Annotated in this window: 14 protein-coding genes; 9 read left to right on the top strand and 5 right to left on the bottom strand. The window is 63.7% G+C overall.

Translation table 11 applies throughout. The features are described from left to right. Nucleotides 1-66: 66 nt before the first annotated feature. Entirely contained in the window at nucleotides 67-504 is a 438-nt protein-coding gene (locus BMY03_RS10935) for a hypothetical protein (protein ID WP_023628819.1), read from the bottom strand. Between BMY03_RS10935 and trmL the strand changes: the two genes are divergently transcribed. Beyond that, nucleotides 503-964: a tRNA (uridine(34)/cytosine(34)/5-carboxymethylaminomethyluridine(34)-2'-O)-methyltransferase TrmL gene (trmL, locus tag BMY03_RS10930; protein ID WP_031314454.1), complete on the top strand. Its 462-nt coding sequence runs from the start codon at nucleotides 503-505 to the stop codon at nucleotides 962-964. The two genes, BMY03_RS10935 and trmL, sit on opposite strands and share 2 nt — an antisense overlap. Before the next feature lie 82 nt (nucleotides 965-1,046). On the opposite strand, the gene secB is transcribed toward trmL, so the two are convergent. Genes secB through BMY03_RS10915 form a run of 3 tightly spaced genes read right to left on the bottom strand, consistent with a single transcriptional unit; the run spans nucleotide 1,047 to nucleotide 2,241 of the window. Continuing rightward, nucleotides 1,047-1,532, bottom strand: a complete 486-nt coding sequence (gene secB, locus BMY03_RS10925) for a protein-export chaperone SecB (RefSeq protein ID WP_023628821.1) — start codon at nucleotides 1,530-1,532, stop codon at nucleotides 1,047-1,049. Between the two features lie 39 nt (nucleotides 1,533-1,571). Continuing rightward, entirely contained in the window at nucleotides 1,572-1,826 is a 255-nt protein-coding gene (gene grxC / locus BMY03_RS10920) for a glutaredoxin 3 (RefSeq protein ID WP_094011042.1), read from the bottom strand. Between the two features lies 1 nt (nucleotide 1,827). Then, nucleotides 1,828-2,241 carry a rhodanese-like domain-containing protein gene (locus BMY03_RS10915; protein ID WP_023628822.1) on the bottom strand — a complete coding sequence of 138 codons (414 nt, stop codon included), beginning with the start codon at nucleotides 2,239-2,241 and terminating at the stop codon, nucleotides 1,828-1,830. Between the two features lie 206 nt (nucleotides 2,242-2,447). On the opposite strand from BMY03_RS10915, the gene gpmI reads away from it, so the two are divergent. The 4 genes from gpmI to BMY03_RS10895 all read left to right on the top strand — a co-directional run bounded on the left by gpmI (nucleotide 2,448) and on the right by BMY03_RS10895 (nucleotide 7,633). After that, nucleotides 2,448-3,983 carry a 2,3-bisphosphoglycerate-independent phosphoglycerate mutase gene (gpmI, locus tag BMY03_RS10910; RefSeq protein ID WP_094011041.1) on the top strand — a complete coding sequence of 512 codons (1,536 nt, stop codon included), beginning with the start codon at nucleotides 2,448-2,450 and terminating at the stop codon, nucleotides 3,981-3,983. Between the two features lie 141 nt (nucleotides 3,984-4,124). Next, on the top strand, nucleotides 4,125-5,426 hold the full coding sequence (locus BMY03_RS10905; RefSeq protein ID WP_094011040.1) for a murein hydrolase activator EnvC family protein: 1,302 nt from the start codon (nucleotides 4,125-4,127) through the stop codon (nucleotides 5,424-5,426). Between the two features lie 87 nt (nucleotides 5,427-5,513). Beyond that, nucleotides 5,514-6,842 carry a S41 family peptidase gene (locus tag BMY03_RS10900; RefSeq protein WP_023628824.1) on the top strand — a complete coding sequence of 443 codons (1,329 nt, stop codon included), beginning with the start codon at nucleotides 5,514-5,516 and terminating at the stop codon, nucleotides 6,840-6,842. Nucleotides 6,843-6,850: 8 nt separating this feature from the next. Beyond that, nucleotides 6,851-7,633, top strand: a complete 783-nt coding sequence (locus BMY03_RS10895) for a divergent polysaccharide deacetylase family protein (protein WP_094011039.1) — start codon at nucleotides 6,851-6,853, stop codon at nucleotides 7,631-7,633. Between the two features lie 106 nt (nucleotides 7,634-7,739). Here the strand turns inward: BMY03_RS10895 and BMY03_RS10890 are convergent, their stop codons facing one another. Next, on the bottom strand, nucleotides 7,740-9,743 hold the full coding sequence (locus BMY03_RS10890; RefSeq protein WP_023630706.1) for a BCCT family transporter: 2,004 nt from the start codon (nucleotides 9,741-9,743) through the stop codon (nucleotides 7,740-7,742). 479 nt (nucleotides 9,744-10,222) lie between these two features. Here BMY03_RS10890 and betI point away from each other — a divergent pair, with 479 nt between their 5' ends. The 4 genes from betI (at nucleotide 10,223) to BMY03_RS10870 (ending at nucleotide 16,146) form a co-directional block, all read left to right on the top strand. Continuing rightward, the gene (gene betI, locus BMY03_RS10885) at nucleotides 10,223-10,879 is read left to right on the top strand and encodes a transcriptional regulator BetI (RefSeq protein ID WP_023630707.1); all 657 of its coding nucleotides are present in this window, start codon (nucleotides 10,223-10,225) and stop codon (nucleotides 10,877-10,879) included. Nucleotides 10,880-10,917: 38 nt separating this feature from the next. After that, nucleotides 10,918-12,390: a betaine-aldehyde dehydrogenase gene (gene betB / locus BMY03_RS10880; RefSeq protein ID WP_038706946.1), complete on the top strand. Its 1,473-nt coding sequence runs from the start codon at nucleotides 10,918-10,920 to the stop codon at nucleotides 12,388-12,390. Nucleotides 12,391-12,465: 75 nt separating this feature from the next. Beyond that, nucleotides 12,466-14,163, top strand: coding sequence for a choline dehydrogenase (gene betA / locus BMY03_RS10875; RefSeq protein ID WP_023630708.1), 1,698 nt, complete (start codon nucleotides 12,466-12,468; stop codon nucleotides 14,161-14,163). Nucleotides 14,164-14,403: 240 nt separating this feature from the next. Next, nucleotides 14,404-16,146 carry a potassium/proton antiporter gene (locus BMY03_RS10870; RefSeq protein ID WP_038706947.1) on the top strand — a complete coding sequence of 581 codons (1,743 nt, stop codon included), beginning with the start codon at nucleotides 14,404-14,406 and terminating at the stop codon, nucleotides 16,144-16,146. Nucleotides 16,147-16,167: the final 21 nt, after the last annotated feature.

Below are 16,167 nucleotides of genomic sequence, written 5' to 3'. Positions count from 1 at the left end.
GACCCTGGTACAGGCAGGCCGGGATATCCCCTCTTTTATTCGTGCAGCCTGACCTGCACCCGCCAACTATTCGTGCAGCCTGACCTGCACCCGCCAACGCCCCGCCTCTTGCGCGCCGGCCCATTCGCCGCGCAGGGGGCGCGCAGCGACGAGCGTCAACAGCAAGCCTTTCTCGCTCTTCTGCAAACGCCAGCCCACCGGCTTGTCCTGCAACATCAACTGGCCCCGCGCGGCCTTGCCCTCGGCCTGGAACACCACGGCCACGGTACCCTCGACATTCTCGCCATGCAGTTGCGGCTCTTCGTTGAACCACAGGTCCAGCCCGCCCTGGACCACCTCGACCTGCTCCAGCACCCGCTCCTCGGGCGCCGTCAGCCGGCCGATCATCAGGCCCACGAGCATGCCGAAGATCGCCAGCGAAAGCAGCACCCGCGGCCAGGCCTTCGAACGCGGGTCGGGTTCGGGGGTAGAATGCTCGTCATCTTCACGCTTGGAGCCGTGCATGTTTCACGTCATCCTTTTTCAACCAGAAATTCCGCCGAATACCGGCAACATCATCCGCCTGTGCGCCAACAGCGGCTGCGCCCTGCACCTGATCGAGCCCATCAGCTTCGAACTGGACGACAAGCGCTTGCGCCGGGCAGGGTTGGACTACCACGAGTATGCCACGCTACAGCGCCACCAAAGCCTGGCCGAATGCCTGGAAAGCCTGAATCAGCCTCGGCTGTTCGCGTTCACCACCAAAGGCTCGCACCCGTTTCATGAGGTCGAGTACCAGCCCGGTGACGCCTTCCTGTTCGGGCCTGAAAGTCGTGGCCTGCCGGCCGAGGTGCTGGACAGCCTGCCTGCCGAACAACGCCTGCGCCTGCCGATGCGGCCGGGGTGCCGGAGCTTGAACCTGTCCAATACCGTGGCGGTGACGGTGTACGAGGCGTGGCGCCAGCAGGGGTTTGCCGGAAGCTGATGCGCTTGCCGCTCGGGCCCGATCACCAGCAAGGCATGAAAAAGGCGACCACGAAGGTCGCCTTTTGCTTTACCGGCAGAAATTACTGCACGGTCGGCACTTCACCGGCTTCCTGCATGCGCTGCATCTCTTGCGCGTACAGGGCGTCGAAGTTGACCGGCGACAGCATCAGCGCCGGGAACGAACCACGGGTCACCAGGCTGTCCAGGGTCTCGCGGGCGTACGGGAACAGGATGTTCGGGCAGAACGCGCCGAGGGTGTGGCTCATCGAAGCGGCATCGAGGTTGGCGATCAGGAAGATGCCGGCCTGTTGCACTTCGGCGATGAAGGCCACTTCGTCACCGTTCTTGACGGTCACCGACAGGGTCAGCACCACTTCGTGGAAGTCGCCTTCCAGGGCCTTCTGGCGGGTGTTCAGGTCCAGCGATACGCTCGGCTCCCACTGCTGGCGGAAGATCTGCGGGCTTTTCGGAGCCTCGAACGACAGATCGCGCACGTAGATGCGCTGCAGGGAGAATTGTGGTGCGGTTTCTTCAGCACCAGCGCCGTTGTTCTGTTGGTCAGTCATGGCAGATCCTTTTCCTAATGTTCTTGAATGCAGTGCGAATCAGGCCGCCAGCAGCGCGTCGAGCTTGCCCGCGCGCTCCAGGGCATAGAGGTCATCGCATCCACCGACGTGCGTGCTGCCGATCCAGATCTGCGGCACCGAGGTACGGCCGGCCTTCTGGCTCATTTCGGCGCGAACCTGGGGTTTGCCGTCGACCTTGATCTCCTCGAACGCCACGCCCTTGCTCTCGAGCAGGTACTTGGCGCGGATGCAGTAGGGGCAGTAGTCGCTGGAATAGACGATGACGGGCTTCATATCACTTCACCAGGGGCAGGTTATCGGCTTTCCAGCTGGAAACGCCACCGCTGAGCTTGGCGGCGGTGTAACCAGCCTTGAGCAGTTCGCGGCACAGGGTACCGGACTGCTGGCCCATAGCGTCGACGACGATCAGGGTCTTGTCTTTGTGTTTTTCCAGCTCGGTCATGCGGCCGGCCACTTTATCCTGCGGCATGCTCAGTGCACCGACGATATGCCCGGCCGAGTATTCCTTGGCAGTACGGATATCGATCACCACGGCCTTGTCGGCGTTGACCAGGGCGGTCAGCTGGCCGTTGCTCAGGCTCTGGCCGCCACGGCGGACTTCATTGACCAGCAGCAGGACCAGCAGGACGACGAAAATGGCCACCAGGATGAAGTGATCTGTCGCGAATTGAATCAGGTGAGCAACCATCAGGGGTGTTCCAGGCGATTGAAAATGGCGGCCAGTATACACAGCCCCCCATGACCGCCAAAGCCCACCGGGCTGGCGGCAAACACGCCTTCATGTTGCATGCCTGACCGCGCTGGTCGGGCAAAGGGAGGAATATTCGCCGTCGCTGGCGGATTTGCCCTAAAATGCGTGTCTTTATCATCTTTGAACAACCGTGAGTTTGATTGATGACGAGTACGCCTAAACCCCTGGTCCTGATCATCCTGGATGGCTTCGGTCACAGCGAAAGCCCCGAATACAACGCCATCTTCGCCGCCAACACGCCGGTCTACGACCGCCTGCGCGCCACCCAGCCGCATGGTCTGATCTCCGGCTCCGGCATGGACGTGGGGCTGCCCGACGGGCAGATGGGCAACTCGGAAGTCGGTCACATGAACCTCGGCGCCGGCCGCGTGGTGTACCAGGACTTCACCCGGGTGACCAAGGCCATCCGCGACGGCGACTTCTTCGAAAACCCGGTGCTCACCGGCGCAGTGGACAAGGCCGTGGGTGCCGGCAAGGCCGTGCACATCCTCGGCCTGCTCTCCGACGGTGGCGTGCACAGCCACCAGGACCACCTGGTGGCCATGGCCGAACTGGCCGCGCAACGTGGCGCCGAAAAGATCTACCTGCATGCCTTCCTTGACGGCCGCGACACGCCGCCGCGCAGCGCGCAATCGTCCATCGAGCTGCTCGACGCCACCTTCGCCAAGCTCGGCAAGGGCCGCATCGCCAGCCTGATCGGCCGCTACTATGCGATGGACCGCGACAACCGCTGGGACCGCGTCAGCGCCGCCTACAATCTGATCGTCGACAGCGCCGCCGAATTCACCGCAGCGACCGCCGTGGCCGGCCTTGAAGCCGCCTACGCCCGCGACGAGAGCGACGAGTTCGTCAAGGCCACGCGCATTGGCGAGGCGGTCAAGGTCGAAGACGGCGACGCCGTGATCTTCATGAACTTCCGTGCCGACCGCGCCCGCGAGCTGTCACGCGTGTTCGTCGAGCCCGATTTCAACGAATTCCCGCGCGCGCGCCTGCCCAAGCTGGCGGCCTACATCGGCCTGACCCAGTACTCGGCGAAGATCCCGGCCCCGGCGGCTTTCGCCCCGGCCAGCCTGAACAACGTGCTCGGCGAGTACCTGGCGAAGAACGGCAAGACCCAGCTGCGCATCGCCGAAACCGAGAAGTACGCCCATGTCACTTTCTTCTTCTCGGGCGGGCGCGAAGAGCCGTTCGAAGGCGAAGAACGCATCCTGATCCCGTCGCCGAAGGTCGCCACCTACGACCTGCAGCCGGAAATGAGCGCCCCTGAAGTCACCGATCGTATCGTCGAGGCCATCGAGCAGCAGCGTTATGACGTGATCGTGGTCAACTACGCCAACGGCGACATGGTCGGCCACACCGGCGTGTTCGATGCCGCGGTCAAGGCCGTGGAGGCGCTGGACGGTTGCGTCGGTCGCATCGTCGAGGCGCTGGACAAGGTCGGCGGCGAAGCGCTTATCACCGCCGACCACGGCAACGTCGAGCAGATGGAAGACGAATGCACCGGCCAGGCGCACACCGCCCATACCACCGAGCCGGTGCCGTTCATCTATGTCGGCAAGCGTCACGTGAAGGTCCGTGACGGCGGTGTACTGGCAGACGTGGCGCCGACCATGCTCAAGCTGCTGGGGCTGGAAAAACCGGCGGAGATGACCGGCACCTCGATCCTGATCGACGCCTGATCGATGTAGCGGGGCTGCCTTGCGGCCCCCAAAACAGTTGAATTCCAGACCAACGCCCCGCCGCACACGCCGCTGGGCGTTTTTTTTGCACGGCTGCGCGGGCATACTAGGCCAGTCTCCATCCCTGGTACGCCCAACCCCATGCTCCGCGCCCTGTTCCTACTCGCCCTGTCATGCCTGCTTGCTCCGGCCTTCGCTGCCGATGAGCGCGCGCAGACCCAACAACAGCTGGACGCCACCCGCCAGGACATCGCCGAGCTGAAAAAGATGCTGGGCAAGCTCCAAGAGGAAAAGTCCGGCGTGCAGAAAGACCTCAAGGCCACCGAGACCGATATCGGCAACCTCGAGAAACAGGTGGAGGCTCTGCAGCAAGAACTAAAAAAGACCGAGGGCGAGCTGGAGCGCCTTGACCACGAGAAAAAAAAACTCCAGAGCGCCCGCGTTGAACAGCAACGCCTGATTGCCATCCAGGCCCGTTCGGCCTACCAGAACAACGGTCGCGAGGAATACCTCAAGCTGCTGCTGAACCAGCAGAATCCCGAGAAGTTCGCCCGTACCCTCACCTATTACGACTATCTCAGCAAAGCGCGCATGGACCAGTTGCGCACCTTCAACGAGACCTTGCGCCAGTTGGCCAACGTCGAGCAGGACATCGCCGGCCACCAGCAGCAGTTGCTGGCACAACGTGCCGAGCTCGACACTCAGCGTCTGGCCCTTGTCGCCGAACGCGACAAGCGCCAACAGGTGCTGGCCAAGCTCAGCAACGACATGAAGGAGCGCGACCAGAAACTTCAGAGCCGCGAGCAGGACCAGGCCGACCTGAGCAAGGTGCTCAAGACCATTGAGGAAACCCTCGCCCGCCAGGCACGCGAGGCCGAAGAGGCACGTCAGCGGGCACTGCTGGCCAAACAGGAAGAAGAGAAACGCCGTAAGGCGCAGGCTTTGGCCGCCGCGCGCCGCAGCCAGGAACCCGAGGAAGCCCCAAAGAAGGCCCGGACTACCTTGGGCCCGGTGGTTTCCAGCGACACGGCCAGCTATGGCGGCGCATTTTCTTCGGCACGGGGAAAACTTCCATGGCCGGTCAATGGTCGATTGCTGGCACGCTTCGGTGACACCCGCGGCGGTGATGCGCGGGCCAAGTGGGACGGGGTGATGATCAGCGCCAGTGCGGGCACCCAGGTACGCGCCGTGCATGGCGGGCGGGTGGTGTTCGCCGACTGGTTGCGCGGCGCTGGACTTCTGGTCATTCTCGACCATGGCAATGGCTACCTGAGCCTGTACGGCCACAACCAGAGCCTGCTCAAGAGCGCCGGCGACATCGTCAAGGCCGGCGAGGCCATTTCCACGGTCGGCGACAGTGGTGGCCAGGACAGCGCCGGCCTGTACTTCGCGATTCGCCAGCAGGGCCAGCCCACCGACCCCGCGCAATGGTGCCGAGGTTAGTTAGTGCTACTTTTACGGCGCCATCCACGAAACGGCGGCGCCGATGCTCCCGCTGGGAGCACCAACAGGATCAGGAGTTCGTTCGACATGCTGCACTCGCCTCGTCTCACCCAGCTGGCCCTGACCATCGCCCTGGTCATCGGCGCGCCGTTGGCCATTGCCGCCGAACCGGCCAAGCCAGGGGCCAAGCAGGCCGCGGTGCCGGCCACCGAGGTGACCGCCAAGGCACCCTTGCCGCTGGAGGAGCTGCGTACTTTCGCCGAGGTCATGGACCGCATCAAGGCGGCTTATGTGGAACCGGTCGACGACAAGACCCTGCTGGAAAACGCCATCAAGGGCATGCTCAGCAACCTCGACCCACACTCGGCCTACCTCGGCCCCGAAGACTTCCAGGAGCTGCAGGAAAGCACCAGCGGTGAGTTCGGCGGACTGGGCATAGAGGTCGGCATGGAGGACGGCTTCGTCAAGGTTGTCTCGCCCATCGACGACACACCGGCCTCCCGCGCCGGCATCGAGGCCGGCGACCTGATCGTCAAGATCAACGGCGCGCCGACCCGTGGCCAGACCATGACCGAGGCCGTGGACAAGATGCGCGGCAAGATCGGCGAGAAGATCACCCTCACCCTGGTGCGCGACGGCGGCACGCCGTTCGACGTGACGCTGGCCCGGGCGGTGATCCAGGTCAAGAGCGTCAAGAGCCAGTTGCTGGAGAACGACTACGGCTACATCCGCATCACCCAGTTCCAGGTCAAGACCGGCGACGAGGTGGGCAAGGCCCTGGCCAAGCTGCGCAAGGACAACGGCAAGAAGCTGCGCGGCGTGGTCCTCGACCTGCGCAACAACCCCGGCGGCGTGCTGCAGTCGGCGGTCGAAGTGGCCGACCACTTCCTCACCAAAGGCCTGATCGTCTACACCAAGGGCCGCATCGCCAATTCCGAACTGCGCTACTCCGCCGACCCGGCCGATGCCAGCGAAGGCGTGCCACTGGTGGTATTGATCAACGGCGGCAGCGCCTCGGCCTCGGAGATCGTCGCCGGCGCCCTGCAGGACCAGAAGCGCGCCGTACTGATGGGCACCGACAGTTTCGGCAAGGGCTCGGTGCAGACCGTACTGCCGTTGGCCAACGACCGTGCGCTGAAGCTCACCACCGCTCTGTACTTTACCCCCAATGGCCGCTCGATCCAGGCCCAGGGCATCGTCCCGGACATCGAAGTGCGCCCGGCCAAGCTGACCGCCGAAGCCGACAACGACAACTTCAAGGAAGCCGACCTGCAGGGTCACCTGGGCAACGGCAACGGCGGCGCCGACCGACCGACCGGCAGTACCAAGCGCAAGGATCGCCCACAGGACAACGACTTCCAGCTCAGCCAGGCCCTCAGCCTGCTCAAGGGCCTGAACATCACCAAGGGTGACTGATACCCGCCATGCGTTATCTGCTGTCCCTGCTGTTCTGCCTGCTGGCCGGCGTTGCACAAGCGGCCCCGGCCAAGGCCTACATGAGCATCATCATCGACGACCTGGGCCAGAGCAGCGAACGCGACAGCCGTACGCTCGCCCTGCCCGGCCCGGTGACCATGGCGATCATGCCCGACACCCCGCACGCCACCGACTTCGCCCACCAGGCCCACAAGGCTGGGCGCACGGTGATCCTGCACATGCCCATGGACCCTGCCACCGGGCCCTACGCCTGGCACCCAGGCATCGCCCTCGACGAACTGGCCCGGCGCCTGGATGCCGCCCTGGTCAAGGTGCCCTACGCCGCCGGCATCAACAACCACATGGGCAGCCGCATGACCGCCCAGCGCGAGCCCATGACGTGGTTGATGGGTGAACTGCAACGCCGCCATCTGTTCTTCGTCGACAGCCGCACCAGTGCGGCGACGGTGGCGGCGGCAGAGGCCCAGGCGCTAGGGTTGGCGCATCTCTCGCGGGATGTTTTTCTTGACGACGTACGAACGAACGAGGCCATTGCCGGGCAACTGCGTCTTGGTATCGAGGTGGCCCGCAAGCAGGGTTCGGCGGTACTGATTGGGCACCCATATCCGCAGACACTGAGCGTCCTGGCGCAAGAGATTCCCCGGCTCAAGAGCCAGGGGATCGAGTTGATCAGCCTGCGACAGATGATCGCCGAACGCGGTAACCAGGCCATGCCCGCCCACGGCAGGCAAGGCCGCTACACGAATGCGAGCCCTCTCAGAAAACAATGATCCCCTGTGCCTCGGGAGAACCTCCTGGAGGCAGCCACCCACTGACAACGAAAACAAAAAGGGCCCGGCTCTCACGAACCGGGCCCTTGCCTGATATCAGCCGATATCAGCTGTACACACGTCCCAGCAACTGGCGGTGGCTTTCGAACTGATCAAGCACATCACGCACGATCTGCTCGCGGGTGAAGCCCATCAGGTCGTACTCCTGGCTGCCGTCGTGCAGGTACACCTCGGCGCGGTAGAAGCGCTGCTGCACTTCCGGCTCGCCCTCGACCGGCGCCTCGCTCGGCGCGGCCAGGTAGCCATCCAGGCTGGCCTCGTAGACGAAGGGGTTGCCCTCTTCCATCATCACACGCAGGCCCATCATGTTGCGCGACTGGCCTACCCGGGTCTCGACCTCGAAGCCCAGGGTACGCAGCTGCTCGGCGGCTTCTTTCAGCGCCGGGCTGACCTGTTTGTCCATGAACCGCTGCACCACGGCCTGGGTCGGCTGCAGGTCCAGCTGGCTGAGACGCTCGCTGAAACCGCGGCGACCACGGGCGGCCAGTTCGGCGCGCTCGCTCTCGACCGCGACGTCCTGCTTCATCGCCTTCATCAGGCCGAACATGAACAGCACCAGGACCACCGAGAACGGCAGGCCGGCCAGTACCACCATGGTCTGCATGGCTTCGAAGTTACCGGCGAACAGCAGGCCGATGGTGACCAGGGTGATGACCACCGACCAGAACACCACCATCCAGTGCGGGGCGTCTTCGTCGACCTTGCCGCCTTTGCACGACAGGTTGGCCATCATCACCGCGCCGGAGTCGGCCGGGGTGAGGAACAGCACGAAGCCGACGAACACTGCCAGGCCGATGACGATCTTGGCGGCCGGGAAGAATTCCAGCAGCTGGTAGATAGACATCGATGGCTGTTCGAGCGCGGTCTTGCCCAGTTCCACCGCGCCTTGGTTGATCACCAGGTCCAGCGCGGTGTTGCCGAAGATCGACAGCCAGGCCAGGGTGAAGCCCAGCGGGATCAGCAGCACGCCGCTGACCAGCTGACGCACGGTCCGGCCCTTGGAGATACGGGCAATGAACATGCCGACGAACGGGCCCCAGGAGATCCACCAGGCCCAGTAGAACACGGTCCACAGGCCCAGCCAGCGCTCGGACTTGTCGTTGTCGCCTTCATACACATACAGGTCGAAGGTCTTCAGCACGACGCCGTTGAGGTAGTCACCGATGTTCTGCACGAAGCCGTTGAGCAGGTGCAGGGTATTGCCGGCCAGCAGCACGAAGATCAGCAGGCCGCTGAACAGCAGGATGTTCAGGTTGGACAGGCGGCGGATGCCATTCTCCACGCCCGACACCGCGGCCACGGTGGCTACGCCGGCCATGACCAGGATCACCACCAGCAGGTTGGTCTTGCTGTGGTCCATGCCGAACAGGTATTCCAGGCCCGAGGCCACCTGCATCGAGCCGATACCCAGGTTGGTCACGAGGCCCAGCAGGGTGACGAACATGCCGAAGATGTCCACGGCATGGCCGGCACCGCCCTTGACCCAACGCTCGCCGACCAGCGGATACAACGCCGAGCGCAGTGCCAATGGCTGGTTATGGCGGTAGGCGAAGTAACCCACGGCAAGGCCGACCAAGGCGTAGATCGCCCAGCCGTGCAGGCCCCAGTGCAGGAAAGTCAGTTGCAAGCCTTGGCGCGCGGCCTCGAGGCTGGCAGGCGTGCCTTCCGGCGGGTTGAAGTAGTGATCCAGCGGCTCGGAGGCACCGAAGTACAGCAGCGAGATACCGATACCAGAGGAGAACAGCATGCCGGCCCAGGCGCCGTAGCTGAAGTCCGGGGTGTCGTCCTTGCCGCCCAGCTTGAGCTTGCCGAAGTCGGAGAAGGCCAGGTAGACGACGAACAGCAGGTAACCACAGATGACCAGCATGTAGTACCAGCCAAAGGTGCGGGTCAGCCATTTCTGGGCGACGCCCAGCACCTGGCCGGCGGCTTCGGGTACAGCGATCAGCAAGGCAGTCAGAACGAGGATCATCAGCGCCGAGGTGTAGAACACCACGCGATTGACCCGTACCCGCTCGGCGGGGGGCTTTGTCAGGGAGGCAGAACTCATTGCACGAATGCTCCGGGCAGTGCGGCAGTGGAGGCTAAACAGTTATTTCCCACGCAATTGGTGCAATAGCCCTACTGCGTCAGGTGTTATAAAAGCACCCTGGAAACCGTGATCCCGAATAGAAACGTTGCAAAAAAATCAGACCGGTCGCCTGTGGCAAATCTTGCTCTCCCTGAGGAGGTGCGCGCATTCGCCACAGCCACCTGGCCCGCTCCAAAGGGCCGGCCGCGCAGCCCGTGACTGCTCGGCAAAATCTGTCTTTCGCATCGCTCATGCCCGTCAACGCCTTGTATTCCGGGGGTTACGCGATTTCCTGGGGTGTCGATTCGTGCCTCTGTGACCGTCCGAAAAACTGTCAATGGCACAAATTGTCGCAGAGCTTATTCTTTATTGATTGAACGTTCAATCAAAACAAAATAGACTGGTCTTCGCCGAGGTAGCCGCTTGTCGTCTGCCCGCAGGCCTGAGGAGAGAGCAAGATGCCCAAGGTCGGTATGCAACCCATCCGCCGCCAGCAGTTGATCGAAGCCACCTTGCAGGCGGTCGATCAGGTCGGACTGGGAGATGCCAGCATTGCGCTGATTGCCCGTTTGGCCGGTGTGTCGAACGGCATCATCAGTCACTACTTTCAGGACAAGAACGGCCTGATCGCAGCGACGATGCGCTACATCATGAACATGCTCAACGAGGGTGTGATCGCGCGTCGTCAGGCCCTCACGGACGACAGCCCGCGCGCCCACCTGAAGGTGATCATCGAAGGCAACTTCGATGCGAGCCAGGTGAATGGCCCGGCTATGAAAACCTGGCTGGCCTTCTGGGCCTCCAGCATGCACCAGCCGTCTTTGCACAGGTTGCAGCGGATCAACGACCACCGCCTGTATTCCAACCTGTGCTGCCAGTTCCGCCGCGCCCTGCCGCTCTACCATGCGCGCAAGGCTGCCCGCGGCCTGGCAGCGTTGATCGACGGCCTGTGGCTGCGTGGCGCCCTGTCGGGTGACGCATTCGACACCGAGCAGGCAATACGCATCGCTTACGAATACATGGATCTACAACTGGCTAAGCAGCAGACCCTGGGCACGAACGACCAGGCCGCTGAACAGCCGCGCGCAGCGACCAGCCAGCCGGCAGGAGCGTGACGCGGCAGCCAACCACACACTGCACTTGCGAGGACACTATGGCCCGTTTCGGAACGCAAAAACTCTACATCGATGGCGCTTACGTCGACGCCGGCAGCGATGCCACCTTCGAAGCCATCAACCCAGCTACCGGCGAAGTCCTCGCCCACGTGCAGCGCGCAACTCAAGCTGACGTCGAGAAGGCCGTCGAAAGCGCCGAGCGTGGCCAGAAAGTCTGGGCCGCCATGACCGCCATGCAGCGTTCGCGCATCCTGCGCCGCGCCGTCGACATCCTGCGCGAGCGCAACGACGAGCTGGCCATGCTGGAAACCCTGGACACCGGCAAGTCGTACTCCGAAACCCGCTATGTCGACATCGTCACCGGCGCCGACGTGCTGGAGTACTACGCAGGCCTGGTACCGGCCATCGAAGGTGAGCAGATCCCCCTGCGCGAATCGTCCTTCGTCTACACCCGCCGCGAGCCGCTGGGCGTGACCGTCGGTATCGGCGCCTGGAACTACCCGATCCAGATCGCCCTGTGGAAATCCGCCCCGGCCCTGGCCGCCGGCAACGCGATGATCTTCAAGCCGTCGGAAGTCACCTCGCTGACCACCCTGAAACTGGCCGAGATCTTCACCGAAGCCGGCCTGCCGAACGGCGTGTTCAACGTCCTGACCGGCAGCGGTCGCGAAGTCGGCACCTGGCTGACCGAGCACCCGCGCATCGAGAAAGTCTCCTTCACCGGTGGCACCACCACCGGCAAGAAAGTCATGGCCAGCGCCTCGAGCTCGTCGCTCAAGGAAGTCACCATGGAACTGGGCGGCAAGTCGCCGCTGATCATCTGCGACGACGCCGACCTGGACAAGGCCGCCGACATCGCCATGATGGCCAACTTCTACAGCTCCGGTCAGGTCTGCACCAACGGCACCCGAGTGTTCATCCCTGCCGCGATGAAAGCCGCCTTCGAAGCCAAGATCGCCGAGCGCGTCGCTCGTATCCGTGCCGGCAACCCGGAAGACGAGAACACCAACTTCGGCCCGCTGGTCAGCTTCCAGCACATGGAAAGCGTACTGTCCTACATCGCCAAGGGTAAAGAAGAAGGCGCCCGCGTCCTCTGCGGCGGTGAGCGCCTACTGAACGGCGACTTCGCCAAGGGCGCGTTCGTCGCCCCGACCGTGTTCACCGACTGCACCGACGACATGACCATCGTCAAGGAAGAGATCTTCGGCCCAGTGATGAGCATCCTCAGCTACGAGACCGAGGAAGAAGTCATCCGTCGCGCCAACGACACCGAATACGGCTTGGCCGCCGGTGTCTGCACCAACGACATCAGCCGCGCCCACCGCATCATCCACAAGCTCGAAGCCGGTATCTGCTGGATCAACGCCTGGGGCGAGTCGCCGGCCGAAATGCCGGTTGGCGGTTACAAGCAGTCGGGCGTCGGCCGTGAAAACGGTGTCAGCTCGCTGGCGCAATACACTCGCATCAAGTCGGTTCAGGTCGAGCTGGGCGGCTACAACTCGGTTTTCTAAACCTGGTCCCGCCACGCCCGCGCCCTTGAGCGCGGGCGTTTCCGCTCCCTGACAACTGCCAACGAGGGTACTTCAATGTCCCAAGAATTCGATTACATCATCGTCGGTGCCGGTTCGGCCGGTAACACCCTGGCCACCCGCCTGACCGAAGACGCCAGCGTCACCGTCCTTCTGCTCGAAGCCGGCGGCCCGGACTACCGCTTCGACTTCCGCACCCAGATGCCGGCCGCCCTGGCCTTCCCCCTGCAGGGCCGTCGCTACAACTGGGCCTACGAGACCGATCCGGAGCCGCACATGGACGGCCGCCGCATGGAATGTGGCCGCGGCAAGGGCCTGGGTGGCTCCTCGCTGATCAACGGCATGTGCTACATCCGCGGCAACGCCATGGACTTCGACGGCTGGGCTGAACTGCCGGGCCTCGAGGACTGGACCTACCTGGACTGCCTGCCGTACTTCCGTAAAGCCGAAACCCGCGACATCGGCCCGAACGACTACCACGGCGGCGAAGGCCCGGTCAGCGTGGCCACGCCGAAAGCCGGCAACAACCCGCTGTTCCACGCCATGGTCGAAGCCGGCGTGCAGGCCGGCTACCCGCGCACCGAAGACCTCAACGGCTACCAGCAGGAAGGTTTCGGCCCGATGGACCGTTCGGTGACCAAGAACGGCCGTCGCTCCAGCACTGCCCGCGGCTACCTGGACCAGGCCAAGAAGCGTCCGAACCTGACCATCGTCACCCACGCCCTCAGCGACCGTGTATTGTTCGATGGCAAGCGCGCCATTGGCGTGACCTACCTGGTCGGTGACAGCGAAGAGCGCGTCGAAGCCCGCGCGCGCAAGGAAGTCATCGTATCCTCCGGCGCCATCGCCTCGCCGCAGCTGCTGCAGCGTTCCGGCGTCGGCCCGCGCGCGCTGCTGGAAAGCCTCGATATCCCGGTGGTCCACGACCTGCCGGGCGTCGGCGAGAACCTGCAGGACCACCTTGAACTTTACCTGCAGTACGCCTGCACCCAACCGGTGTCGCTGTATCCGTCGCTGCTGTGGTGGAACCAACCGGCCATCGGTGCAGAGTGGCTGTTCAACGGCACCGGCATCGGCGCCAGCAACCAGTTCGAGGCCGGCGGCTTCATCCGCACCCGTCCTGAATTCAAGTGGCCGAACATCCAGTACCATTTCCTGCCGGTAGCGATTAACTACAACGGCTCGAACGGTGTGAAAGAGCACGGATTCCAGGCCCACATGGGCTCCATGCGCTCACCTGCCCGTGGTCGGATCCAGGCCAAGTCGAAAGACCCACGCCAGCACCCAAGCATCCTGTTCAACTACATGTCCACCGAGCAGGACTGGCAGGAATTCCGCGACGGCATCCGCCTGACCCGCGAAATCATGGCCCAGCCAGCGCTGGATCCGTACCGCGGCCGCGAGATCAGCCCGGGCGCGCACGTGCAGACCGATGAAGAGCTGGACAAATTCATCCGCGAGCACGCCGAAACCGCATTCCACCCGTCCTGCTCGTGCAAGATGGGCACCGACGAGATGGCGGTGGTCGACGGCGAGGGTCGCGTGCACGGCATGCAGGGCCTGCGAGTGGTCGACGCCTCGATCATGCCACTGATCATCACCGGCAACCTCAACGCGACCACGATCATGATCGCCGAGAAGATCTCGGACAAGATCCGTGGCCGCAAGCCGCTGCCGCGCAGCACCGCCAAGTACTACGTGGCGGGTGATGCACCGGTGAAGGGCAAGCCGATGCGTGAAGTGAAGCAGGCCTGACCTGCGCCGACTCAATCGCGGATAAATCCGCTCCTACAAACGCGTAGCACCTTGTAGGAGCGGATTCATCCGCGAAGGGCCAGCACTGACCACACAAGAAAAGGCACCTTTCGAGGTGCCTTTTCTACATCTGCAGAAACGCTTTACAGCCTGCCAATTCATCAGGTTAGAATCGATTGGCACGCGACCTGCTAGTTCACAGTTGCAAGTTCCTTTCCCGCTGTCCCGGAGTACCTGCCTTTGGATGCAAGCACCATCAACAGCCTGTTCCTGATCGGCGCATTGCTGGTGGGCGCAAGTATCCTGGTCAGCTCGCTGTCCTCGCGCCTGGGCATCCCCATCCTGGTCATCATCCTCGCCGTCGGCATGGTCGCGGGCGTGGACGGTGGCGGCATCATCTTCAACAATTACCCGACCGCCTACCTGGTGGGCAACCTGGCGCTTGCGGTCATCCTGCTCGACGGCGGCCTGCGCACCCGGGTGGCGAGCTTCCGCGTGGCGCTGTGGCCGGCGCTGTCGCTGGCCACGGTGGGCGTGTTGATCACCACCGGGCTGACCGGCATGGTCGCCGCCTGGCTGTTCGACCTGAGCCTGATCCAAGGCCTACTGATCGGCGCCATCGTCGGCTCCACCGACGCCGCGGCGGTGTTCTCGCTGCTGGGCGGCAAGGGGCTTAACGAACGGGTCACCGCCACCCTGGAAATCGAGTCGGGCAGCAACGACCCGATGGCGGTGTTCCTCACCGTGACCCTGATCGACATGATCGCCAGCGGCCAGACCGGCCTGCACTGGAGCCTGCTCACCCACCTGCTGCGCGAGTTCGGCATTGGCGGCCTGATGGGCCTGGGCGGCGGCTGGCTGATGCTGCAACTGGTCAATCGTATCAACCTGGCCGGCGGCCTGTACCCGATCCTGGTGGTGGCCGGCGGCCTGGTGGTGTTCTCCCTGACCAACGCCCTGCACGGCAGCGGTTTCCTCGCCGTATACCTGTGCGGGCTGGTGCTGGGCAACCGGCCGATCCGCAGCCGTCACGGTATCCTGCACATGCTCGACGGCATGGCCTGGCTGGCGCAGATCGGCATGTTCCTGGTGCTCGGCCTGCTGGTCACGCCCCACGACCTGCTGCCCATCGCCCTGCCCGCCCTGGGCCTGGCACTGTGGATGATCCTGGTGGCCCGGCCGCTGTCGGTGGTCGCCGCCTTGCTGCCGTTCAAGGCCTTCCATGGTCGCGAGAAAGGTTTCATCAGCTGGGTCGGCCTGCGCGGCGCGGTGCCAATCATCCTGGCGGTGTTCCCGCTGATGGCCGGCCTGCCCCAGGCCCAACTGTTCTTCAACCTGGCGTTCTTCATCGTGCTGGTGTCGCTGTTGGTACAAGGCACCAGCCTGCCGTGGATGGCCAAACTGCTGAAGGTCACGGTACCGCCGGACCCGGCACCGATTTCCCGCTCCGCGCTTGAAGTGCATGTCACCAGCGAATGGGAGCTGTTCGTCTACCGTCTGGGCGCCGAAAAATGGTGCATCGGCGCCGCCCTGCGCGAGCTGAAGATGCCCGAGGGCACGCGGATCGCCGCCTTGTTCCGTGGCGAACAGCTGCTGCACCCGTCGGGCAGCACCGTGCTGGAGGTCGGCGACATGCTTTGCGTGATCGGCCACGAACATAACCTGCCGGCGCTGGGCAAGCTGTTCAGCCAAGCACCGCAACGCGGCCTGGACCTGCGGTTCTTCGGCGACTTCGTACTCGAAGGCGATGCCGAGCTGGGCGCGGTGGCTGCACTTTATGGCCTGAAACTCGATGGCCTGGACGCGAAGATGCCGCTGGCTCAGTTCATCCGACAAAAGGTCGGAGGCGCTCCAGTAGTAGGCGACCAGATCGAATGGCACGGCACGATCTGGACCGTCGCGGTCATGGACGGGAACAAGATCCAGAAAGTGGGCGTCAGATTCCCCGAAGGTACCCGCCCCGGCCCCGGGCTGTTCCTCTAAACTCCGATTTGCCGCGTAACA

This window comes from Pseudomonas soli, assembly GCF_900110655.1.
GTDB lineage: Bacteria > Pseudomonadota > Gammaproteobacteria > Pseudomonadales > Pseudomonadaceae > Aquipseudomonas > Aquipseudomonas soli.
This window is presented reverse-complemented; position numbering and strand designations above follow the sequence as displayed.

What these genes read in the sequence shown, in the direction of transcription:
- trmL (WP_031314454.1), top strand. Translation starts at nt 503, where the DNA reads ATGTTTCACGTCATCCTTTTTCAACCAGAAATTCCGCCGAATACCGGC.
- BMY03_RS10935 (WP_023628819.1), bottom strand. Translation starts at nt 504, where the DNA reads ATGCACGGCTCCAAGCGTGAAGATGACGAGCATTCTACCCCCGAACCC.
- secB (WP_023628821.1), bottom strand. Translation starts at nt 1,532, where the DNA reads ATGACTGACCAACAGAACAACGGCGCTGGTGCTGAAGAAACCGCACCA.
- grxC (WP_094011042.1), bottom strand. Translation starts at nt 1,826, where the DNA reads ATGAAGCCCGTCATCGTCTATTCCAGCGACTACTGCCCCTACTGCATC.
- BMY03_RS10915 (WP_023628822.1), bottom strand. Translation starts at nt 2,241, where the DNA reads ATGGTTGCTCACCTGATTCAATTCGCGACAGATCACTTCATCCTGGTG.
- gpmI (WP_094011041.1), top strand. Translation starts at nt 2,448, where the DNA reads ATGACGAGTACGCCTAAACCCCTGGTCCTGATCATCCTGGATGGCTTC.
- BMY03_RS10905 (WP_094011040.1), top strand. Translation starts at nt 4,125, where the DNA reads ATGCTCCGCGCCCTGTTCCTACTCGCCCTGTCATGCCTGCTTGCTCCG.
- BMY03_RS10900 (WP_023628824.1), top strand. Translation starts at nt 5,514, where the DNA reads ATGCTGCACTCGCCTCGTCTCACCCAGCTGGCCCTGACCATCGCCCTG.
- BMY03_RS10895 (WP_094011039.1), top strand. Translation starts at nt 6,851, where the DNA reads ATGCGTTATCTGCTGTCCCTGCTGTTCTGCCTGCTGGCCGGCGTTGCA.
- BMY03_RS10890 (WP_023630706.1), bottom strand. Translation starts at nt 9,743, where the DNA reads ATGAGTTCTGCCTCCCTGACAAAGCCCCCCGCCGAGCGGGTACGGGTC.
- betI (WP_023630707.1), top strand. Translation starts at nt 10,223, where the DNA reads ATGCCCAAGGTCGGTATGCAACCCATCCGCCGCCAGCAGTTGATCGAA.
- betB (WP_038706946.1), top strand. Translation starts at nt 10,918, where the DNA reads ATGGCCCGTTTCGGAACGCAAAAACTCTACATCGATGGCGCTTACGTC.
- betA (WP_023630708.1), top strand. Translation starts at nt 12,466, where the DNA reads ATGTCCCAAGAATTCGATTACATCATCGTCGGTGCCGGTTCGGCCGGT.